This window comes from Halorubrum rubrum, assembly GCF_024494685.1.
Taxonomy (GTDB): Archaea; Halobacteriota; Halobacteria; order Halobacteriales; family Haloferacaceae; genus Halorubrum; species Halorubrum rubrum.
Map to the genome: position 1 here is coordinate 43,242 of NZ_JANHDM010000012.1, position 20,042 is coordinate 63,283.

General features: G+C 70.6%; 23 protein-coding genes and 1 tRNA gene. 10 read left to right on the top strand and 14 right to left on the bottom strand.

The window, feature by feature from the left end:
- The first annotated feature begins 2 nt into the window (after positions 1–2).
- The 3 genes from NO889_RS13125 to NO889_RS13135 all read left to right on the top strand — a co-directional run bounded on the left by NO889_RS13125 (position 3) and on the right by NO889_RS13135 (position 2,549).
- Positions 3–491, top strand: a complete 489-nt coding sequence (locus NO889_RS13125; protein WP_256412700.1) for an Lrp/AsnC family transcriptional regulator — start codon at positions 3–5, stop codon at positions 489–491.
- Positions 488–1,630 carry a pyridoxal phosphate-dependent aminotransferase gene (locus NO889_RS13130; protein ID WP_256412701.1) on the top strand — a complete coding sequence of 381 codons (1,143 nt, stop codon included), beginning with the start codon at positions 488–490 and terminating at the stop codon, positions 1,628–1,630. Before NO889_RS13125 ends, NO889_RS13130 begins: the two co-directional genes overlap by 4 nt.
- A gap of 118 nt (positions 1,631–1,748) precedes the next feature.
- On the top strand, positions 1,749–2,549 hold the full coding sequence (locus tag NO889_RS13135) for an aldo/keto reductase (protein ID WP_256412702.1): 801 nt from the start codon (positions 1,749–1,751) through the stop codon (positions 2,547–2,549).
- A 33-nt stretch (positions 2,550–2,582) separates the two neighbouring features.
- Here the strand turns inward: NO889_RS13135 and NO889_RS13140 are convergent, their stop codons facing one another.
- Complete coding sequence (locus NO889_RS13140; RefSeq protein ID WP_256412703.1) at positions 2,583–3,659, bottom strand: phosphotransferase family protein; 1,077 nt, start codon at positions 3,657–3,659, stop codon at positions 2,583–2,585.
- 126 nt (positions 3,660–3,785) lie between these two features.
- Here NO889_RS13140 and NO889_RS13145 point away from each other — a divergent pair, with 126 nt between their 5' ends.
- From NO889_RS13145 to dph2, 3 genes are all read left to right on the top strand, one after another.
- On the top strand, positions 3,786–5,945 hold the full coding sequence (locus tag NO889_RS13145; protein ID WP_256412704.1) for a hypothetical protein: 2,160 nt from the start codon (positions 3,786–3,788) through the stop codon (positions 5,943–5,945).
- Positions 5,946–6,033: 88 nt separating this feature from the next.
- Entirely contained in the window at positions 6,034–6,183 is a 150-nt protein-coding gene (locus tag NO889_RS13150) for a DUF7557 family protein (protein WP_256412705.1), read from the top strand.
- 151 nt (positions 6,184–6,334) lie between these two features.
- Complete coding sequence (gene dph2 / locus NO889_RS13155; protein ID WP_256412706.1) at positions 6,335–7,375, top strand: diphthamide biosynthesis enzyme Dph2; 1,041 nt, start codon at positions 6,335–6,337, stop codon at positions 7,373–7,375.
- Between the two features lie 16 nt (positions 7,376–7,391).
- Here dph2 and NO889_RS13160 read toward each other — a convergent pair whose 3' ends face one another.
- The 4 genes from NO889_RS13160 to NO889_RS13175 all read right to left on the bottom strand — a co-directional run bounded on the left by NO889_RS13160 (position 7,392) and on the right by NO889_RS13175 (position 10,026).
- Positions 7,392–7,550, bottom strand: a complete 159-nt coding sequence (locus NO889_RS13160; RefSeq protein ID WP_256412707.1) for a hypothetical protein — start codon at positions 7,548–7,550, stop codon at positions 7,392–7,394.
- Positions 7,551–7,597: 47 nt separating this feature from the next.
- Positions 7,598–8,089 carry an SLOG cluster 4 domain-containing protein gene (locus NO889_RS13165; protein WP_256412708.1) on the bottom strand — a complete coding sequence of 164 codons (492 nt, stop codon included), beginning with the start codon at positions 8,087–8,089 and terminating at the stop codon, positions 7,598–7,600.
- Positions 8,090–8,208: 119 nt separating this feature from the next.
- Complete coding sequence (locus tag NO889_RS13170) at positions 8,209–8,625, bottom strand: DUF3830 family protein (RefSeq protein WP_256412709.1); 417 nt, start codon at positions 8,623–8,625, stop codon at positions 8,209–8,211.
- 99 nt (positions 8,626–8,724) lie between these two features.
- The gene (locus NO889_RS13175) at positions 8,725–10,026 is read right to left on the bottom strand and encodes a Zn-dependent hydrolase (protein ID WP_256412710.1); all 1,302 of its coding nucleotides are present in this window, start codon (positions 10,024–10,026) and stop codon (positions 8,725–8,727) included.
- Between the two features lie 272 nt (positions 10,027–10,298).
- Between NO889_RS13175 and NO889_RS13180 the strand changes: the two genes are divergently transcribed.
- The 4 genes from NO889_RS13180 (at position 10,299) to NO889_RS13195 (ending at position 14,829) form a co-directional block, all read left to right on the top strand.
- The gene (locus NO889_RS13180; RefSeq protein WP_256412711.1) at positions 10,299–10,958 is read left to right on the top strand and encodes an HAD family hydrolase; all 660 of its coding nucleotides are present in this window, start codon (positions 10,299–10,301) and stop codon (positions 10,956–10,958) included.
- Positions 10,959–11,018: 60 nt separating this feature from the next.
- Positions 11,019–12,191: an MFS transporter gene (locus tag NO889_RS13185; protein ID WP_256412712.1), complete on the top strand. Its 1,173-nt coding sequence runs from the start codon at positions 11,019–11,021 to the stop codon at positions 12,189–12,191.
- Between the two features lie 60 nt (positions 12,192–12,251).
- Complete coding sequence (locus NO889_RS13190; RefSeq protein WP_256412713.1) at positions 12,252–14,615, top strand: ATP-dependent DNA helicase; 2,364 nt, start codon at positions 12,252–12,254, stop codon at positions 14,613–14,615.
- Positions 14,616–14,676: 61 nt separating this feature from the next.
- Entirely contained in the window at positions 14,677–14,829 is a 153-nt protein-coding gene (locus NO889_RS13195; RefSeq protein ID WP_256412714.1) for a hypothetical protein, read from the top strand.
- Between the two features lie 67 nt (positions 14,830–14,896).
- Here the strand turns inward: NO889_RS13195 and NO889_RS13200 are convergent, their stop codons facing one another.
- The 9 genes from NO889_RS13200 to NO889_RS13240 form a co-directional block, all read right to left on the bottom strand.
- On the bottom strand, positions 14,897–15,508 hold the full coding sequence (locus NO889_RS13200) for a translation initiation factor IF-2 subunit beta (RefSeq protein WP_256412715.1): 612 nt from the start codon (positions 15,506–15,508) through the stop codon (positions 14,897–14,899).
- 93 nt (positions 15,509–15,601) lie between these two features.
- Positions 15,602–15,676: transfer RNA gene (locus NO889_RS13205), tRNA-Met, on the bottom strand.
- 113 nt (positions 15,677–15,789) lie between these two features.
- Positions 15,790–16,878, bottom strand: coding sequence for a signal recognition particle-docking protein FtsY (ftsY, locus tag NO889_RS13210; protein ID WP_256412716.1), 1,089 nt, complete (start codon positions 16,876–16,878; stop codon positions 15,790–15,792).
- An 11-nt stretch (positions 16,879–16,889) separates the two neighbouring features.
- Positions 16,890–17,342, bottom strand: coding sequence for a prefoldin subunit alpha (gene pfdA / locus NO889_RS13215; RefSeq protein WP_256412785.1), 453 nt, complete (start codon positions 17,340–17,342; stop codon positions 16,890–16,892).
- Positions 17,342–17,518, bottom strand: a complete 177-nt coding sequence (rpl18a, locus tag NO889_RS13220; RefSeq protein WP_256412717.1) for a 50S ribosomal protein L18Ae — start codon at positions 17,516–17,518, stop codon at positions 17,342–17,344. The genes pfdA and rpl18a overlap by 1 nt, the downstream gene beginning before the upstream one ends.
- A 105-nt stretch (positions 17,519–17,623) precedes the next feature.
- Entirely contained in the window at positions 17,624–18,289 is a 666-nt protein-coding gene (locus NO889_RS13225) for a translation initiation factor IF-6 (RefSeq protein WP_256412718.1), read from the bottom strand.
- Between the two features lies 1 nt (position 18,290).
- Positions 18,291–18,569: a 50S ribosomal protein L31e gene (locus tag NO889_RS13230; RefSeq protein ID WP_066415670.1), complete on the bottom strand. Its 279-nt coding sequence runs from the start codon at positions 18,567–18,569 to the stop codon at positions 18,291–18,293.
- Positions 18,570–18,722 carry a 50S ribosomal protein L39e gene (locus tag NO889_RS13235; RefSeq protein WP_023498294.1) on the bottom strand — a complete coding sequence of 51 codons (153 nt, stop codon included), beginning with the start codon at positions 18,720–18,722 and terminating at the stop codon, positions 18,570–18,572.
- Positions 18,723–18,850: 128 nt separating this feature from the next.
- Complete coding sequence (locus NO889_RS13240; protein WP_256412719.1) at positions 18,851–19,990, bottom strand: M20 family metallopeptidase; 1,140 nt, start codon at positions 19,988–19,990, stop codon at positions 18,851–18,853.
- Positions 19,991–20,042: the final 52 nt, after the last annotated feature.

A 20,042-nucleotide genomic window follows, 5' to 3' on the forward strand; every position in this document is an offset into this window, starting at 1 on the left:
GTATGGACGCCGAGCGCGAGGTACTCGACGTGTTGGCGCGGAACGCTCGCGAGGACATCGAGGACATCGCGGCCCAGACGGGCCTCGACGCGGAGGCGGTGGAGGCGGCCATCGCGTCGCTGGAGTCGGACGGCGTGGTCCGTGGCTACCAGGCCGTCGTCGACTGGGACCGCACGGCGGACGGGAAGATCCGCGCGATCGTCGAGATCAACGTGGAACTCGACCGCGAGACCGGCTACGAGCAGGTCGCGGACCGGATCGCGAAGTTCCCCGCGGTCGACGCCCTCCACCTCGTCTCCGGCGACTACGACTTCGCCGTCGAGGTGCTCGGCGGCTCGATGGACGACGTCTCGCGGTTCATCTCCGAGCAGGTCGCGCCGATGCCGGAGGTCACCCAGACGGTCACCCACTACATCATGGAGACGTACAAGGACGGCGGGGTCCGCTTCGCCGACGGCGACGACGACGACCGGCTCTCCGTCTCGCCATGAGGACGGCCGAACGCGCCCGCGAGCTCCCCGAGTCGGGAATCCGGAAGTTCTTCGAGCTGGCTGAGGCGCGCGACGACGTCATCTCGCTCGGCGTCGGCGAGCCCGACTTCTCCGCGCCGTGGGCCGCGCGCAACGCCGCGATCGGCGGGCTCGAGCGCGGGCAGACCTCCTACACCGCCAACCGCGGCACCGCGGAGCTCCGCGAGGCGATCGCGGCCCACCACGAGCGATACGACCAGCCGTACGACCCCGGCGAGGAGGTCCTCGTCACGACGGGCGCGAGCGAGGCGGTCGATCTGTCCTTCCGCACGCTCGTCGACCCCGGCGACGTCGTGGCGATCCACGAGCCGTCCTACATCTCGTACGCGCCGGGCGTCGACCTCGCCGGCGGCGAGCCGCTGTCGGTCCCGACGCGCGCCGCGGACGACTTCGCGCTCACCCCCGAGCGGCTGGAGGCGGCCGGGGCGGCGGAGGCCGACCTCCTCGTGCTCTGTTACCCGAACAACCCCACCGGCGCGACGATGACCGACGCGGAACTCGCCGAGGTGGCGGCGTTCTGTCGCGATCACGACCTGCGGGTCGTCGCCGACGAGATCTACTCGGCGCTCACCTACGGCGGCGATCACGCCTCGATCGCCACCCAGCCGGGGATGCGCGAGCGCACCGTCGTCGTCAACGGCTTCTCGAAGGCGTACGCGATGACGGGGCTCCGATTGGGGTACGCGCTCGGTCCCGCCGACGTCATCGACGCGATGAACCGGATCCACCAGTACACCATGCTCTCCGCGCCGACGACCGCCCAGATCGCCGCCCTGGAGGCGCTCCGGAGCTGCGACGACGAGGTGACGGAGATGGTCGAGGAGTACAACCGCCGCCGGCGACTCGTCGTCTCCCGGTTCAACGCGATGGGACTCGACACGTTCGAGCCCGGCGGGGCGTTCTACGCGTTCCCGGAGTGTGGCGGCGACGACGAGGCGTTCGCCGAGGCGCTACTGGAGGCCGAGGGCGTCGCGGTGGTCCCCGGCTCCGTCTTCGGCGCGGGCGGCGAGGGCTACCTCCGGGTGTCGTACGCGACCTCGATGCGCGAACTGAAGGAGGCCACGGACCGGATCGCGCGGTTCCTCGAACGGCGGGAGTGACGGCGACGTCGGGTTCGGTCGGTCCCGTCCGCGTCGGCGGCTCCGGCCTCGTCGTCCGACGAGGAACGCGCGTTTCCGACTGGCGTGGGCTTTTCACCCGGCGGTGAAACGTGTGGGTATGCCGCCGATCGACCTCGGACTCGGGCTCGGCACGTCCGGTCTCGACGACCCCGCGGAGTGTACGGAGAGCGTGGTGACCGCCCTCGAGGCCGGCTACCGCCACGTCGACACCGCACAGATGTACGACAACGAGGCCGCGGTCGGCGAGGGGCTCGCCGAGGCGGCCGTCGACCGCGACGAAGTCGTGGTCGCCACCAAGATACACCCGACGAACCTCGCGCCCGAGGACGCCCGCGAGACGGCCTACGAGAGTCTCGACCGACTGGGGCTCGACCGCGTCGACCTGCTGTACGTCCACTGGCCCACGAAGGCGTACGACCCAGAGAGAACGCTGCCGGCCTTCGACGAACTCCGCGCGGAGGGCGTCACCGACCACGTCGCCGTCTCCAACTTCACGCCCGACCTGCTCCGGGAGGCGAGAGCGATCCTCGAGTCGCCGATCGCGGCCCACCAGGTGGAGTGTCACCCGCGCTTCCAACAGCCCGAACTCCGGGAGCTGGCCGCCGAGTTCGACCACCACCTGGTGGGCTACTCGCCGCTCGCCAGGGGCGACCTGCTCGACGACCCGACGCTCGCGGCGGTGGCGGAGCGACACGGGACCTCGACGGCCGTCGTCGCGCTCGCGTGGGCGCTCGCCCGCGACGTGGTGCCCATCCCGAAATCGACCGGCGACCACGTGACGGAGAACCTCGCGGCGCTGGAGCTCGACCTCTCCGCCGACGACCTCGCGGCGATCGACGGGCTGGCCGGCGGCGAGCGGAGGATCGACCCCGACGACGCGGCGTGGAACCGGACGTAGCGCGGGGACCGGTCGCGGAGGGTCCGCGAGGAGTCAGACCGCCGCGAGCCGCGCGTCGAGTTCCGCGTCGATGCGCTCGACGAGATCGTCCATCGGCTCGTCGAGATACGTCACCCACTGGTCGAGAAAGCCCGAGCGGCCGAGGACCCGAACGACCCGATAGATCGGTCGACGCGTCGCGAAGCCCTCCGGAAGCCCGCCGGCGCGGTCGCAGTATCCCTCGTACACCGCCTCGCCGAACCGGTCCGGGCCCTCGTAGTCGAAGCCGTTACAGAGCTGGTCTCGTGCGCGGACCAGGTCGCGGGCGGGGTCGCCGACGTGGGCGAGCTCCCAGTCCAGAAAGCCCACGCGAGGATCCCCTCCGTTCCCGTCCCCGGCCCTCTCCGCCGCGAGGAACGCGTTCGGCGGCGCGACATCGCCGTGGAGCAGCGCCGCGGGCGCGCGATCGAGGCGCTCCCGGTTCGACTCGACGCAGTCGATGACGGCGTCGAAGTGGCGGGCGAGCCGGTCGGTCGTGCCGATCTCGCGGGTACGCTCGATCGTCGAGCGCAGCGTGTCGGTCCAGGAGGCGGCCGCGATCTCGAGGCCGGGAGCGTCGGGATCGCCGGCACGGTCGCTCGCGACCGGGTCACCGTCGCGGCCGCCCGCGGCCTCGCGTTTCGCCTCCCCGATCCCGACGGTCTCGCCGCGGCCGACGATCTCCCCGTGGCTCGCGAACCGAACCGCGTGGAGCGTCGCGAGCGCCCCGCCGACCCGCCGCAGCAGCGCTTCCCGTCGATCGGCGTCGGCCCCCTCGAGGACGGCGTGGAGGTCGCGGCCCGAGGCGGGCGCGGTCGCGAGGTAGGGACGTTCCGCGTCGGGATCGGCGGCGACGACCGCCGGAACGGGGACCGGGCGTCGCGCGGAGACGTACTCCAGGACCGCCCGTTCGCGGGCGATCCGGCTCCCGTTCGCGTCGAGCGCGACCTTGAGGTACGCGCGGCCGCCGTCGGCGAAGTCGACGCCGACGGTCTCGTTGCCGCCGTTCCAGGAGGGACCGACGTCGACGAGCCCCTCGACCGGTCGGTCCGGGAAGGCGTCGGCGAGCGCCGTCTCCAGGGACGGGTCCATGTCCACGCTGGCCGGCGGGAGAGAAAAAGCGTTCCGTCCGGATCCGGGACACGAAGCCGACCGTCGCGCTCCCGCCGCTCCGGATCGACCGACAACGTCATACGCGTCGCACGAGTCTCGCGTTCGATGACTGGCTCGGGCGACGGGCGTCGCGTGACCTTCGAGACTGCGGAGCGGACGCTGTACGTCCGCGACGCGCTCGAGGGCGAACGGCTCGCGCTCCGATTCGACCGGGAGCCGGACCCGCGGCCCGCGCTCGTCGACCTCTTCGCCCTCCCCGTCGACCGGGCGGTGAGCCTCGAGGCGGCGTGGCTGTCGATCCCGAAGTACGCGACGGTGAGCGTCCGCGAGTCGGGCGGAGAGTTCATCGCCGAGCTCACCGACGACCTCACGCTCCCGTGCGGCTCCTACTGTTTCGACGTCGTCGGGGTGACGAAGGCGTTCGTCCGCGCGGTCGACGTCGAGGTCTCGGCGACCGGGATGGCCGGCGGCGGGGCCGTCGAGGTCGCGTTCGACCGGCCGACGACCGTGACCGTCGGCGGCCGGTCGCTTCACACCCGCCCGGAGGCGACGATGACGGTTCCGGACGACCCGGCGGCGCTCGCGGCGGCGGTGTCGGCGCTCGGCTCGTCGATCGCCGAGGCGTCGCCGGAGCGGTCCTGGCCGACGCTCCGCGGGTACCCGCCGCGGATCGCGCGGGGAGACGAACTCGATATCCCCGCGTCCCTCGAGACGCCCGACGCCGGCGTCGAGATCGGGGTTCCGGCGACGTACGCGGACGTCTACCGGGTCGCGCCGCTCGCGTACTACCTCGGCGCGACCGTCGTCGCCGGCGCGGATCCGGCGGTTCGGCTCGACACGGGGTACGCCGAGCCGCTGCCGAACGAGGGGACCGCGCTCGAGCGCCGCGTCTCGGAGCTCCTCGGGACGACGCTGTTCCTGGACTCGCTCTCGCGGACCGAGGGGTACGTCCCCTCGGAACGATACGAGTACGAGCGGGTCGGCGGGGAGCTCCCCTTCTACCCGCCGAACCTGGCAGACCGCTCGATGAGCGATCGGCTGATGGAGTACCTCGAGGTCGACTTCGAGACCGTCGAGCCGTGCCTCCCCGACCGGGCGACGACCGCGGTCCTCCGGCCGGGCCCCGCGGGGATGGAACTCCTCGGGCACCTCGCACACCTGCTCGCGCCGATCCGGGTTCGGGGATCACCGACGGCGAGCGTCCGCGACCGCACGGGGTCCCGCGCTCGCGCTGGCTCTCGCGATCGGGGCGAGTCGGCCGGGTCGGACCCGCCGATCGCCGCCGCGATGGCGTCGGACCTCCCGGTCCCGAGCGGGACGCCGAGCCCGGACGACGCGCCGTTGCCCTCCGGTGCCGCCGCCCTGAGCGTCGCCGCGTACGAGAACGGGCTGACCCGGTCCCGGCCCACGAGGGGCGACTTCCGGGCGACGTTCCTCGCGGACTCGGACGAGCGGGCTCGGGCGTTCGAGCGCGCCATGACGGAGCCGCCCGACGGCGTCGACGCGTGGGAGATTCTCGTCCGCCCGACCCGCGAGAAGGCTCGCGACCTGCTCGCCGGCCCCGGCGTCGGGCTGTGTCTGTGTTCGCTCCCGGCCGACGGGAGCCGGATCGCCTGTTCGGACGGCGTCCTGGATGTGGCCGATCTCGAACGCGTCCCGACGACGACCGTGTTCGAGCGCGCGGGGCGCGTCGCGCCCGCGGCGTCGGCCGTGACGGCCGGAGCGCTCGGGGCGATCGCCGTCGACGGCGTGCTCGGTTCCGAGCGGCTCCGGACGCTCGTCGGACTGCTCGCGAGCGCGACGCCGTTCGCGGCGAGCGTCGCGCTCGCGCGGGTTCGCGAGGTCGCGGACGTCCGCCTCGCCGGCGATCCGTCGGCCATCGCGGTCACGCCGGAGCAGGGGGGCACACAGGGGCTGGTTCGGGTGCGCTCGCTCTCCGAGACGGAACACGCCGTCGCGTGGCGATCGCTGCCGTCCGTCGAGGCGAGACCCGGTACCGAGTACCATCCGCTCTTCGAGTGGGCGGACACCCTCCCGGAACTCGTCGGGACGGAACGCGAGGGTCCGCGTCCGCTGTCGACCGCCGAGGTCCTCGATCTGGTCCCCGAGCCCGACAGCGTCGTCGACCTCAACGGCGCGATCGTCTTCGAGCGCGACGGGGCCACCGAGGCCGACGTGCGACGGTCCGCCCGCCTGGCGCTCGCGGAGCGATCGAGGTCGTCCGGGGACGGGATCTCCGCCCGGTTCGACGGGGAGCGGCGGTGAACGCGGAGGCGAACCGTCCGGCGGTCGTGCTCCCGCCGTCCGCGAACCCGACCGTGCGCTTTTGAACCCCGGCGACGAAGCGGCGACCATGCCGCAGATCCACCTCGACGAGTCGACCGTCGAACGGCTCGACGCGCTCCGGCGGGACGACGAGGAGTACGACGAGATCGTGACCGAACTCATCAACATCTACGAGGCCGAGGAGCTGACGCTGTTCCACGGCGGGGACGTGGAGTAGCGGGACCCCGTCGAACGGGCATGCCGGGTTCGATCGTCCCCGACGCCCCGACCATCCCCGCCGAGTCCGCCATCTCCGCCGAATCGACCGTCCCCGACGCCTCGACCGTCGAACGCGCGGTTTAACCGTCCAGACCCACGATCCGATCGACATGAGCGGGTCCACGGAGGGCGACCTCACCAAGACGGGGATGTCGCTGAAACACGACCGAGAGTGGGACTACGAACTCGACCGGATCGTCGAGGCCATCGAGGAGCGGGACGCGAGCAAGGTCGGCCTCCAGTTCCCGGAGGGGCTCAAGCGCCGCGGTCCGCAGGTCGCCGACGACCTCCGCGAGGTCGCGCCCGACGACGTGACGTTCATGCTGTCGGGCCAGCCGTGTTACGGGGCCTGCGACCTCGACACCTACCTGATGCGCCGGACGGACGTCTTCGTCCACTTCGGCCACACACCGATGAAGGAGTCGGACAGCATCGTCTACGTGCCGCTGTTCTCCAACGTCGACCCGTTCCCGATCATGGAGGAGTCGCTCGCGGAGCTCCCGGACCCCGAGGAGGACCCCGACGTGGGGCTCGTGACGACGGCCCAGCACATGAACCGCTTCGAGGAGATGACCGACTGGCTCGAGGAGCGCGGCTACGAGGTCCACACCCGCCGGGGGGACGACCGGCTCACCAAGGAGGGGCAGGTCTTGGGGTGTAACTACGCCTCCGCGGACATCCCCGCGGACCAGGTGTTGTACGTCGGCGGCGGGAAGTTCCACCCGGTCGGGCTCGCGATGGAACACCCCGAGAAGACCGTCGTCATCGCCGACCCCGTCAACAACGCCGTCTCGATCGCCGAACACGACCAGTTCCTCAAGCAGCGCTACGCATCGGTCCACAAGGCGATGGACGCCGAGAAGTGGGGCGTCATCTTCTGTACGAAGATCGGCCAGGGCCGCTGGGAGACGGCACAGGAGATCGTCGAGAACAACGAGAACGCCTACCTGATCACGATGGACGAGGTGACCCCCGACCGCCTCCGCAACTTCGACATGGACGCGTTCGTCAACACGGGCTGTCCCCGGATCACGACAGACGACGGCCCCCGCTTCCACAAGCCCATGTTGACGCCCGGCGAGTACGAGGCCGCGATCGGCGAGCGACCCCTCGACCAGATCGAGTTCGACACGTTCCACGACACCTGGTAGGCGGCCGATCCGACCGTCACTCGAACTCCGGCGGATCGTGGTCCTCGTCGAGGAAGTAGCTGTCCGCGTCGGGGTCGAAGTACACCTGGAGCGCCCGTATCGACCCGACGAACGCGGCGAACGCGGCCACGCCGAACCCGACGACGCCGTAGAGGAGGACGAACGCGAGCGACATCGGGTGGAGTTCTCGACCGATCCAATTATCATTTCCGGCGCTGACGGTCACGGACCCGCGCTCGTCTCCGCGGCCGCCTCGACGTAGTCGACCGCGGCGCCCGGCGAGTCGACCGCCTCGACGCCCGCCACGTCATGCGTGTCCAGCCCGGCGACCGCCCGGCCGTGCGCGAGCGCGAGTCCGATCTCGGACAGGGTGCCGGGACCGCCGTTCACCGCGATCGCGGCGTCGCCGTTCATCACCACGAGCGCGTTGCGGGCATGGCCCAACCCGGTCGCGATGGGGGTCGTGACGTGCGGGTTCGCGTCCGCCCGCCTGTCGGTCGGGAGGATCCCGATGGTCTCGACGGCCGTCCCGCCGCCGCGGTCGCCTCCCGTGCTTCCCGCCCGTCGGGCACCTCGACAGACCGCCTCCATCACGCCGCCGAGCCCGCCGCAGACGACCGCGTGGCCGCGGTCGGCGAGCTCCGTCCCCAGCTCCTCCGCGACCGCGGCCGTGTCGGGCGGGACCGAACTCCCGCCGATGACGCTGACGCGCATGTCCGAACTCCCCTGGGGAGGCACAAAAACCGGCGGGTTCACCGGCGCGCCCCGATCGGCGTCGGTCGCGTCGCGCCGGTCCGATCGGCGGCGGATCGTCGATCAGCCCTGCGACGCGGCTACGAGTCGATTTCCCTGATCTCGACGTCGTGGACGCCGTCGCGGAGCGTCGCCCGTTCGACCTCGCGAAGCTCCTCTGCGGTCGCGTCGACCGTCGCGAAGTGGTTGCCGGCGAGTTCGCCCGCGGGACTCTTGAAGCAGGTCGATCCACAGGGGAGGAGTATCTCCTGTTCGTTCCGATACCCAGGGTACAACAGGAGGTCGCCACGCGACGGATAGACCGTGTGGTTCTCTCGCGGGATCTCCGGGAGGTCGATCTCGTCGATGTTGATCCAGGTGGCGATCCCGCTCCAGCGAACGTGCATGAGCTCGGACTCCAGCGGCAGGAACTCGCGGACTGCCGCGACCGACTCGGGCGCTCGGTCCTCGTGGAGTTCGGCCGTGAACGTGGTTTCGTCGATGTCGATTGCTATCATGAGTAGAGTTCGTGCCGTGTGTGCCGTCGGCGTCGGCGATTGTAACCGTGTCGTCGGCGATTGTAACCGTGTCGTCGGCGATCGTACCGTCGCCGTCGGTCACGAGCCGTCGCCGTCGGTGGTGCTGTCGTCGCCGTTGGTGCCGGTCGTCGCGAGCCGCGCGAGCGACTCCGCGAGGACGGTCGCCGCGGCGGTACAGTCGCCCCAGTCGGCCCGCTCCTTCGGCGAGTGGGAGTGGCCGCCCTCGGACGCGACGAAGAGCAACGCCGCGTCGGTCACGTCGGCGACCCGCATCGTGTCGTGGCCGGCACCCGAGTGGACGGCCAGCGGTTCGACGCCGGCGCGGCGCGCGGCCGCCTCGACGACCGCACGACACCGGTCGGAGAGGGGGGTCGGCGGCACGTCGTACGGACGCTCGAGCGACGTGGAGACGCCGCGATCGGCCTCGACCGACTCCAGGACGCGCCGCACCGCGTCCAGCTGGCGGCGGATCTCCGAGCGATCCACGGAGCGGAGGTCGAGGCGAAGCGACGCCGATCCCGGAACGACGTTCACCGCGTTCGGGTCGACGTCGAGCTCGCCGACCGTCCCGACCGCGGTCCCGCTCCCCGTCGCGGCCGTTTCCGAGGCACACTCCTCCGTTGCGAGGACGACGTCGCTCGCCGCCGCGAGCGCGTCCGTCCGCTCCGCCATGCTCGTCGTCCCGGCGTGGTCGGCCTCGCCCTCGATCGTCACGTGGCAGCGGACGGTGCCGGTGATGTCGGTCACGACGCCGAGCGGGACGCCCGCCTCCGCGAGTCGATCGGTCTGTTCGATGTGGAGCTCCAGCCAGGCGTCCCACTCGCTTGCGTCGAGCCGACCGGTGCCGCGGTAGCCGATCCGATCGAGCGCCTCTTCGAGCGTCGCGTCGCCGTCCGACAGCGCCAGCGTCTCGTCGACGCGACACTCGCCTGTGGCCACGGAGGACCCGAGGACGCCGTCGGCGAAGCGGGTCCCCTCCTCGCCGGTGAAACAGACGACGTCCATCGGACGGGCGGGGGAGACGTCCGCGTCGCGGACCGCACGAACCGCCTCCAGCGCGGCGTAGACGCCGAGCGGGCCGTCAAAGATGCCGCCGCGAGGCACGGAATCCAGGTGGCTACCGGCGGCGACCGGGGCCGCCGCGGGGTCCGCGGTCGGCGGCGTCCAGCGCCCGGCGACGTTGCCCACGGCGTCGATGCGGACGTCGAGGCCGGCTTCGTCGAGCCGATCGACGAGGTAGTCCCTGGCTCGCGCGTTCGCGGCGTCGGCCGGGAGGGCGGTCCGTCCCCGGCCGTCGTCCGCGTCAACGGCCCCGAACCCTGCGGTCCGTTCGAGGTGCGTTCGAAGACGCTCGCCGTCGACCCGGACACGAGACGTCACGCGATCACCCGACGGGAAGCGACCGGGTGCGATCGATCCGTCGACGGATCGTCGAGACCGGGACGCGACGGTGGGATGGGAAGATTCACGCTGTCACCGAGGCCAGTATTTCGGCACGCACTGAAAAGAATGCCGACCATCCGCCTCCGAACGCCCCGTCAGCGGTGGTGCCGACCGGCCGGATCTCGACCCGCTTCGCCGGTCGACGCGGGATCGAACGGAACCCGTTGCCGAGGTGAAACGCTTTTATCCGTCGGGCGAGGACGGACATTATGAGATACGATACCGTCGTCTTCGACAACGACGGTGTTCTCGTCGGCCGTACGCGCTTCGACGTGCTCCGGGAGGCGACCCGGGACGCGTTCGAGGATTGCGGCGTCGACGACCCCGAACCCGACGACGTAGAGCGGATGACGATCGGCGCGACCCCCGGCAGCGTGGGGACCGTCTGTCAGACCTACGACCTCGATCCGGGGTCGTTCTGGCGGACGCGCGACGACGTGGTCTCGAGGGCCCAACAACGGGAGGCGCGCGCGGGCCGGAAGACCCCTTACGACGACCTCCACACCCTCGAGGACCTCGACGTGAAGATGGGGATCGTCTCCTCGAACCAGCAGGCGACCGTCGACTTCCTCGTCGACCACTTCGACGGCTTCGAGGAGTTCGGCGCGGCCTACGGACGCGAACCCACGATCCACAGCCTCCAGCTCCGGAAGCCGAACCCGCACTACCTCGAGCAGGCGCTCGGCGATCTCGACGCCGACTCGGCGCTCTTCGTCGGTGACAACGAGTCCGACGTGAAGGCCGCGGAGAACGCGGGCGTCGACTCCGCGTTCATCCGCCGCCCCCACCGCCGCGACTGGGATCTCAACGTCTGGCCCACCTGGGAGATCGAGACGCTGGACGACCTCTTCGACGTCTGTGGGGTGTGACGGCCGGGAGGGTTCGCGTTCGGCCGTAACCGGCTCCCGAACCCCCCGACCTCGGCCGACATGACCCGGCGAGCCTTCGGCACGCTCTGCGGACTCGTCTTCCTCATCAATCTCGGACGCGTCGCGTTCGCGCCGCTCGTCCCGACGATCGGCTCGGAGTTCGGCGCGAGCCCCGCGGTCGTCGGCTCCGTCACGACGCTGGTGTGGCTGGGATCCGCGCTCCCGCGGATCCCGGTCGGCTACCTCCTCACGCGGGTCCCGCGACACTACGTTGTCCTCGGGTCGGGGATCTGGCTCGCGGGAGCCGCGACGTTCACCGGCAGCGCCGGATCGATCGCGGCGCTCCGGATCGGCGCGCTCTCCATCGGGCTCGCCTCCGGCGCGTACTTCGTCGCCGCGGTACCGCTCGTCGCCGAACTGTTCCCGAGCGGACGCGGGCGCGCCATCGGGATCCACGGGGCGGCGAGCCAGCTCGCGGCCGTCGTCGCCCCCGGCGTCGTGGTCGGCATCCTCGTCGTCGCCGGCTGGGAGGACGTCTTCCGGCTGCTCGCCGTCGCCGCGCTCGCGGTGACCGCGGCCCTCCTCGTCGTTCTCCGCCGACACCCCCTTCCGGAGAGCGCGGGCGCGGACCGGGACTTCCGGTCGGTGCTCGGTCACTGGCGGATCATCGTCCTCGTGATCGTGATCGTCGCGACGCCGGGGTTCGTCTGGCAGGGCGTGTTCAACTTCTACGTCACGTACCTGACCGGCACGAAGGGAGTCTCCGGCGCGTTCGCGAACACGCTCCTCACGGTCGTGTTCGCCGCCGGCCTGCCGGGGTTCTGGTACGGCGGCCGGCTCGCCGACCGGCTCCCGCAGATACCGTACCTGCTCGGGATCCTGGTCGCCTTCGCGACCGCGCTCGGCGTCCTCGTGGCCGCCCAGTCGGCCGCCGCGCTCGTCGTCGCCACCGCCCTGATCGGATTCGTGATCCACACGACGTTCCCCGCGGCCGACACGTTCCTCCTCGACTCCCTGCCGGCGGACGTCCGCGCCAGCGCGTACGCCGTCTTCAGCGGAACCGCCCTGCTCGTCGAGTCGACCGGCAGCGGCGTGTTCGGCCTCGCGGCCGAGCGGGTCGGCTTCGACGCCGCGTTCGCCGCCGGCGCGGCCGGCGTCCTCGCGCTCGCGACCGTCCTCGCCGTGCTCCACGCCGGACGCGGGCTCCCGGACGGCCCCGGAGCCGTCGAGTGAGATCGGTCCGGCGGCCGCGGCTCTGAAGCTTTAACCCGGATGGGGCGTAACCTCGGCGTAGTGACCGACGATCCGCGGTGGGCCGACGTGTTCGGCCACGAGGAACCGTACCCCGAGCAGGCGGACGGCATCGACGCCGCGATCGACGCCGCCGCCGACGGCGGCTTCCTCGCGCTCGAGGGCGCGTGCGGGACCGGCAAGACGATGCTGGCGTTGACGGCCGGGATCGACCGCGTCCGCGATCCCGACTCCGACTTCGAGCGCGTGTTCGTGCTCACCAGCGTCAAACAGCAGCTCCGCCAGTTCGAGACCGACCTCGAAACGATCAACGCGAACCTCCCGAACGGGTACGACCCCGTCTCCGGGCTGACGCTCGTCGGCAAGGCGGACGTCTGTCCGTACGCCCGCGAGAATCGCGGCGGGATCGACCGCGAGAACGTCTACGAGCGCTGCGAGGGGCTCCGCGAACGCACCCGGAACCTCGTCGGCGAGGGCGGCGAGACGACCGCCGGCTCCCTCGCGAGCGAGGCGCGGAGCCAGCAGGTCGGGCTGCTGGACTCCGGAGCCGCGAGCGGCTCCGACGCCGGCTCGACCGACGGCGGAGCCGCCGCGGACTACCTGACCGTCGACGGCGAGCCGACGCCGTACCCGCCCGACACCGAGACGTTCGCCGAGACGGAGTTCTGTCCGTTCTACGCGGGCTTTCTCGACGACGTCCCCGACGACGGCGACCCGATGGAGGCGGTCCCGTTCGACGCCACCGAACTCGGCCACGTCGACGCCGAGGAGCTCGTCCGGCTCTCGGCGGGCCACGGATCGTGTCCCCACTCGGTGATGGGCGCGCTCGTGCCGGAAGTCGAGGTCGTCATCGGCAACTACTACCACGCGTTCGACCCGACCACGACCGCGACGTTCACGGGCGCGCTGATCGACGATTCGACGTTCCTCGTCTGCGACGAGGCGCACATGCTCGAGCCGCGCGTGCGCGACCTCGTCAGCGACGCGGTTGCCGACGCGAGCCTCCGAGACGCGGTCTCGGAGATCACTCGCGTCGTCCAGCCGCTCTCGTTCGAGCAGGGGGGCGCGGAGTCGGAGGACGCCGACCTCGTTCGCGGGGAACTCGAGGAGAGCGACGTGACGGTCGAGGAACTGGAGGCCGTACGGGAGTTCTACGCGGATCTCCGCGGGGAGATCGACCGTCGGGTCACCGCCCGCCTCGACCGCGATCGTCCCGACTGGCGGGCGTCGATGCGCGAACTCGAGGACGACGAGATCCCGTTGCGTGACCCCGAGGATCCCGGCGAGGACGCGATCACGGCGTGGGCGAACGAGGCCGGGCATCGCGACCGCGTCTGGTCGCGCGCTCCCGCCGTCGGCGCGACCGTCAAGCGCGTCCTCGACTCGCTGTCCGCGGAGGACAAACGACGGGCCGCCCCCGGCGTCGGCCGCACCCTCAACGCGTGGTACCGCGAGGGCCACACCGACTTCTTCCGAGCCGTCGACCTCGAACGCACCCACGACGAGACGGAGCCGCCGGACTCCTGGCGGCGCGCGTACAACGCGAGCCTCGCGCTGTACAACTGCCTCCCGAGCGGGCCGATCGGCGAGCGCCTCGGGGAGTTCGGCGGCGGCGTCGTGATGAGCGCGACGCTCGAGCCGATGGACGTGTTCCGGGAGGTGACTGGGCTCGACCACCTCGCCGATCGGGGCCGGCCGGTCGTCGAACGGACGTACGGGCTCTCGTTTCCCCCCGAGAACCGCGCGAGCTTCGCGGTCGACGCGCCGAAGTTCACCCACGCCAACCGCGGCGCGCCGGGCGAGCGGACCGACGCCCGGCTCGCCCATCTCGACGCCGCCGTCACCGTCGCGCGCCGCGACGGAAACGTGTTGGTCGGCGCGCCGAACTACGCCGAGGCGGCGTGGTTCGCCGACGAGCTCGACGCCCGTCTCGAGAAGCCGGTGCTGCTCGACGAGTCCTCGGACGACCGCGAGACCGAGTCGCTCAAGGACGCCTTCTTCGCGGGGGCGGGGAAGGTGCTGGTCACCAGTCTCCGAGGAACGCTCACGGAGGGGGTCGACTATCGCGGCGACCGGCTCGCCGCGGCGATCGTCTGTGGCGTCCCCATCATCAACACCGCCCGGCCGCGAACGCGGGCGGTGATCGCGGCGTACGACAGACGCTTCGAGTCGGGCTTCGAGACCGCGCTCACGGTCCCAGCCGTCCGGAAGGCAAGACAGGCGATCGGCCGAGTCATCCGCGGCCCCGACGAGCGCGGCGTTCGCGTCCTGCTCGACGCGCGGTACGCTCGGGAGTCCTGGAACGGCGTCCGCGAGTACCTCCCGAAACACGAACGCGAGGAGTTCCAGCCGGTCAGTACGGACATGCTCTCGCTCGCGCTCGACGGGTTCGAAACGGGCGAATAGGATGAGAGTACCGATCCGATAACGGGCGCTTAACTAATCCCTCGGACGCCGGAAAGCGTGTATGGCTCCACAGAAGCGTTCCCGACTGTACCACGCCGTCTGCCGCGAGTGCTCCGTCGAGCGCGTCTTCGACTCCGCGGACGCGGCCGACGCGTTCGTGACTCGCCACGTCGAGGAGACCGAACACACGGCGCTCGCCGAGCGCGTCGACTGAAATCCCCGGAGGAGGTCGGAGTTGACGAGCGAGATCGGTTGCGAGCGACGTGAGCGGGGCGAGACGGTCAATTCTCCCGGCGGGCGAACGCGAGGTTGCCCGAGACGTTCTTGATGTACGCCCGGACGGTGTCGCCCTCCTGTGCGCCGGGGACGAAGATGGTGTACTCGCCGCGCTCGGCGACGCCGTCGCCCTTACGGCCCGTGCCGACGATCTCCAGCTCGTAGGTGTTACCCTCCTCGATGGCCTCCTCTTGACGCTTCGCGTTCGACGTCGTCTGTTTCGCGACCGGCCGGAACGCCCCACAGGCCTCACACCGAAGCATGGGCGTTCGGTTCTCCGTCTCCAGCCGGGTGTCGGGCAGGCCACACTCGGAGCAGGTGACGAACGATTCGATGTACGAGTCGATCGCTGCCTGGAAGTCGCGCTCGCGGAAGTTCCCGCTGTAGCGTGCGCGGCCGTCCTCGTACTGGCCGGCCGTCCCGAGTTCCTGTTGGATCTTTGAGTGGACGTGCTCGGGATCGCGGCTCAACGCGTCAGCGATGGCCGAGAGGTTCGTTAGTCGGGTGAACGCGCCGTCCTTCTGCGTCTCGGGGTCGGGGACCGACAGCCGTTCGTCGGACCCGTCGAAGTCCGGGACCGCGTCCATCGCGCGGTCGAGGCTCGATTCGTATTCCATACGCGAACGGTGGGCTGGGCGACGGAAATCGCTTCCGGGTTGGATTCGGAACGAGTCGCCCGACCGGCTCGGGGTCGGAACGTCGGAGAGAAGTAGCGGGAGGTAGATTTGAACTACCGATCTCCGGGTTATGAGCCCGGCGGAATCTCCTGGCTATCCCATCCCGCTATCGTGATCAAACCGCGGTGAACTGTTAAGGGTTCTGATCCCGTCGCCCGTGTGCGGTTCGCTCCCGTACGGTTTATAAGCGAACGGGCGGTCCCGCGGCGCGACCGGCGACCCTACTCCTCGCCGAGCAGGCTGTCGACGAGCGCCTCCGGATCGAACCGCGCCAGGTCGTCGTACCCCTGGCCGGTCCCCAGGAAGAGGATCGGCTTGCCGGTGACGTACGCGACGGAGATCGCCGCGCCGCCGGAGGAGTCGGCGTCCGCCTTCGTCAACACCGCCCCGTCGATCTCGGCGGCCTCGTTGAACTCCTTCGCGCGGTTGACCGCGTCCTGTCCCGCGACCGCCTCGTCGACGAACAGCGTCATGTCGGGGTCGACGACGCGATCGATCTTCTCCAGTTGCGCCATCAGGTCGTCGCTCGTGTGGAGCCGACCCGCGGTGTCGCCGAGGACGACGTCGACGTCGTTCGCCGCGGCGTACTCGACGCCGTCGTAGATGACGGCCGCCGGGTCGCCGCCCTGGTCGTGAGAGATCAGGTCGCGATCGAGCCGATCGGCGTGCTCTGCGATCTGTTCGTTCGCGCCCGCACGGTAGGTGTCACCGTTCGCCAGTACCGACGAGTAGCCGCGGTCCGCGAGCCACTCGGAGAGCTTGGCGATCGTCGTCGTCTTCCCGACGCCGTTGACGCCGGTGAAGACGATCGTCAGCGGCTTCTCCGCCTCGGCGATCCGCTCCTCGAAGTCGAACTGGCCGACCGCGATGACGTCCAGGAGCGCGTCGTGAAGCGCCCGCTCGACCAGCTCGCCGGTCGTCTCGACCTGCTTTCGTGATTCGCCGAGCATCGTCTCGCGAACCGTCTCGAGGATCTGTTCTGCGACGCTCATCTCCACGTCGCTCTCTAACAGCGCCATCTCGAGGTCCCAGAGCGGCTCCTCTAAGTCCTCCTCCTCGATGATGATCCGGCCGGTCGCGAACGCCTTCGCGCGCTGGAAGGTGCTCGGGTCCGCCGAGCCGTCCGTCTCCTCGTCCGGCGAAGCGGCGTCCACGGGGGAGTCGGCGTCCGCGGGCTCGGCGGTCCCGGCGGCGGATCCGGACGCGGACTCCTCGTCCGCGTCTTCGCTCTCGGAGGCCTCATCGGCGTCCGTGGACGCCTCTACGTCCTCACGGAAACTGCTCAGCTTGTCCTTCAGTCCGTCGAACACGGTCCGTTACCTCACTCGTCGTCGGCCTGCTGTTGCATCTGCTGCATCTGCTGTTGTTGCATCTGCTGTTGCATCTGCTGGGCCTGCTGTTCGAGCTCCTGGCTCTCGTCTTCCAACTCGTCGATCTCCGCTTCGGTCTCCGCGATGCGGTCGTCGAGCGCCTCCTGCTTGCGGCGGAGCACGTCGATGGCGTCGTCCTGCTCCTGCTCGGCCGAGTAGTTGCCGCCGAGCGACACGACGATCTCGTCGATGTCCTGGACCGCCGCGCGGACGTACGCGCCGCCGCCGAGCGGCACCTGAACCGTCGCGCCGGTCTCGAGCGTCTCGATCGCCTCGACGGCCTCGTCGATGTCGCCCTTCTCCTGTCGGTACCCCTCGACTTCGGTCTCGAGCGCCTCGATCTCCTCGTCGAGCGCCTGCAGCTCCTGGGAGAGCTGCTGGAGCTGCTGTTGTCCGCCGCCCATCATGCCGCGGACACCTCCTCGATCTCGATCTGGGTGCGCTTCCGGTTGTGCTGGCTCCCCACCTGCGTGTAGATGCGCTCGCGTGCGAGGTCCTCGTTCTCCGCCTCGACGTCCTTGCTGAACGGCTGGAAGCCGTCTCTACTCTGGAACCGTCCGCTCACGGTGTAAGTACTCATGTACGCTCATCCGGCAGGGACAGGGAAGTATCTTCCTAAAAACGGACGACGAGACGGAACCGGAAGAAGCGGCGAAAACGGGAGCGAGAGCAGTTCAACCCGCGATCAGTCGATGAATCCGAGCGTCTCCTCGATGCGTCCCAGCTCGGGGCCGGTCGTGTCCTCGCCGACGACGTAGCCGTCGTCGCTCGCGACGAGCCCGGAGCCGACGAGCGGCGCGCCGTAGTTTACCGTCCCGAGATCCGCCCGGACGTCGAGGGCCTCCTCGACGGCCTGAAGCTCGGACTCGCGGGACTTCGGGTGACAGAGTACGCCCGTGTCGTTCGCGACCGCCGCGGTGCCGACGGTCCGAACGTCCCCCAGGTCGCCACGTTCGACCGGGACGGAGAGGGTCTCTTTGATCGTCGTGATCGCCTCGCGCGGCAGGTCCGGGTGGACGTACGCGCCGTAGTCGTTGGCCAACACGACGTTGCCTGCGGCGTTGATCCGGCCGGGCAACTCGTTCACCTCGCTGTCGGCGGCCTCGGCGATCCGCTCTCTCTCCCGGTCGGTCGCGCGCTCGGAGACGAGCAGGCCGTTCTCGTTGCCGACCGCCAGCGACCCGACGGTGTTCGAGCCGCCGACGGTCGTCGGGAGCACGTCCGCGCCGAGCTCCGCGCCGAGGTCCGCGGCGAGGTCGTCGTCGACGTCCGGCCTGACCAGGAGGAGGTCGTCGACGACGCGGGCGAAGACCCCCACGTACGACGAGCCGGTGAAGGTCGCCCGTAACACGTTACTCGGCGTGCTCGGCTTCGACGACCGGCTCGCCGTCCTCGACGAACCGGGCCGCGCGGACGCGGAGCTTGCTCGGCGGGTTCTGCCGACCGTTCGCCCAGACGGCCTCGTTGACCGAGGCGTCGAGGATCACGTCCTCCCCGTCGACCGAGAAGTGCTTCGCGAGGTGCTCGCGGACGATCTTCACGGCGTAGTCGGCGCGCTGCTGGACGGGCTTCTCCTTGGCGTCGCGGAGCGGGACGGTGACGACACGCTCCTCGAAATCACTCGTGCTCATTTACTCGTCGAGGTCGTTCCGACGCCAGTTGCGCCGCTTGGGGTTTCGCGTGACGTTCATGTCGGTCTTCATCATGACCCACGCGGGGACGCGGGTGTTCTGGCGCTCGGCCTTCGCCAGACGCTTCTTTTTGGCCTTCGATTTGTCTCCCATAGTGGCCCACACTTCCGCCGGACCGCATAAAACCCCTTCCATACGATCCCGACGAGCGAGCCGTCACGACGGGAGTTCGGCCGGACGTCACGACGGCGGTTCGGTCGCTCGCCAGGGTCGGCTCCCCGTCACCACTCGCGTGCCGCGAGCGTCGCGTAGAGGTCCCGGCACCGGTCGAGCACGTCGATAGAGACGCTCTCCGTCTCCGTGTGCGCCTCGCCGGGCTCCGAGGGGCCACAGACGAGACACTCCGTGCCGGCCTCCGACAGCCATCCCGCATCGGTGGCGTGCGGTTTGGTGACGTGTTCGGGGCGACCGAGCCCGCGGGCCTCGTGGACCTCGCGCGCGGCCGACAGCGCGGCGTCGGCGAACGCGTCGTCGCCACAGCCCATCGGCGGGAGGTCCTGGTCGACGGTCCACTCGACGCCGGAAACCGCCTCCGTGCGCGCCAGGTCCGCCCGCTCGCCGGGGACGGTTCGTTCGTCGATCGTCACCTCACACCGGTCGGGGATCACGTTCCAGGTGTCGCCGCCGTGGAAGCCCGTGACGACGACCGACCCGGTCACGTCCTCGCCGAACACCGTCGCCTTCGGGGCGTCGAGCCCCCGGACGACGTCGACGGCGTCGCAGGCGCGGTAGACCGCGTTCTCTCCCGCCTCGGGCTCGGAGGCGTGTGCCGCGTCGCCCGACGCGACGAGCGTCGACGCCCGCCGGCCCTTGTGGGCGACGACGACGTCGGTCACGCCCGGCTTCGAGTAGTTCGTCGACCCCTCCGCGACGAGCGCGTGGTCGGGAACGAACCCCTCGTCTATCGCGTGGCGTGCCCCCTCGCCGCCGGTCTCCTCGCCGACGAGGGAGGCGACCGCGAGCTCTCGACCCGCCGGCGGCGTCGCGTCCCGGAACGCGAGCAGGCAGGCGGCGACCGCGCCCTTCATGTCCGCCGTCCCGCGGCCGTGGATCCGGCCGTCGCGGCGCTCGACGACGTACTCGCCGTCCGTCCCCTCGCCCGCCGTCTGCCGCTCCGCCGGCGGGACCACGTCGTGGTGGCCGACGAGCGCGAACGTCCCCGCGTCGGGGTCGGTGCCGATCCCAGGCTTGCCGTTTCCTCCCGCCCGCTTGTACGCGATCACGTTGCCGACCGCGTCGCGCTCGACGTCGGCGTCGGTCTCCGCCCGGAGCCACTCCTCGATGGCGTCGCCGGCTGCGGTCTCGTCCTCGTGGGAGGGGATCGAGACCAGCCGTTCGGTCAGGTCCGCGAGTTCGCTCATACACCCGAGTCTGCGGACGGACACATAAATGCGCGCGGAACGGGTCGGTCGA

Coding starts and splice junctions, on each gene's coding strand:
- NO889_RS13125 (WP_256412700.1), top strand. CDS start 3: ATGGACGCCGAGCGCGAGGTACTCGACGTGTTGGCGCGGAACGCTCGC.
- NO889_RS13130 (WP_256412701.1), top strand. CDS start 488: ATGAGGACGGCCGAACGCGCCCGCGAGCTCCCCGAGTCGGGAATCCGG.
- NO889_RS13135 (WP_256412702.1), top strand. CDS start 1,749: ATGCCGCCGATCGACCTCGGACTCGGGCTCGGCACGTCCGGTCTCGAC.
- NO889_RS13140 (WP_256412703.1), bottom strand. CDS start 3,659: ATGGACCCGTCCCTGGAGACGGCGCTCGCCGACGCCTTCCCGGACCGA.
- NO889_RS13145 (WP_256412704.1), top strand. CDS start 3,786: ATGACTGGCTCGGGCGACGGGCGTCGCGTGACCTTCGAGACTGCGGAG.
- NO889_RS13150 (WP_256412705.1), top strand. CDS start 6,034: ATGCCGCAGATCCACCTCGACGAGTCGACCGTCGAACGGCTCGACGCG.
- dph2 (WP_256412706.1), top strand. CDS start 6,335: ATGAGCGGGTCCACGGAGGGCGACCTCACCAAGACGGGGATGTCGCTG.
- NO889_RS13160 (WP_256412707.1), bottom strand. CDS start 7,550: ATGTCGCTCGCGTTCGTCCTCCTCTACGGCGTCGTCGGGTTCGGCGTG.
- NO889_RS13165 (WP_256412708.1), bottom strand. CDS start 8,089: ATGCGCGTCAGCGTCATCGGCGGGAGTTCGGTCCCGCCCGACACGGCC.
- NO889_RS13170 (WP_256412709.1), bottom strand. CDS start 8,625: ATGATAGCAATCGACATCGACGAAACCACGTTCACGGCCGAACTCCAC.
- NO889_RS13180 (WP_256412711.1), top strand. CDS start 10,299: ATGAGATACGATACCGTCGTCTTCGACAACGACGGTGTTCTCGTCGGC.
- NO889_RS13185 (WP_256412712.1), top strand. CDS start 11,019: ATGACCCGGCGAGCCTTCGGCACGCTCTGCGGACTCGTCTTCCTCATC.
- NO889_RS13195 (WP_256412714.1), top strand. CDS start 14,677: ATGGCTCCACAGAAGCGTTCCCGACTGTACCACGCCGTCTGCCGCGAG.
- NO889_RS13200 (WP_256412715.1), bottom strand. CDS start 15,508: ATGGAATACGAATCGAGCCTCGACCGCGCGATGGACGCGGTCCCGGAC.
- pfdA (WP_256412785.1), bottom strand. CDS start 17,342: ATGGGCGGCGGACAACAGCAGCTCCAGCAGCTCTCCCAGGAGCTGCAG.
- rpl18a (WP_256412717.1), bottom strand. CDS start 17,518: ATGAGTACTTACACCGTGAGCGGACGGTTCCAGAGTAGAGACGGCTTC.
- NO889_RS13230 (WP_066415670.1), bottom strand. CDS start 18,569: ATGAGCACGAGTGATTTCGAGGAGCGTGTCGTCACCGTCCCGCTCCGC.
- NO889_RS13235 (WP_023498294.1), bottom strand. CDS start 18,722: ATGGGAGACAAATCGAAGGCCAAAAAGAAGCGTCTGGCGAAGGCCGAG.
- NO889_RS13240 (WP_256412719.1), bottom strand. CDS start 19,990: ATGAGCGAACTCGCGGACCTGACCGAACGGCTGGTCTCGATCCCCTCC.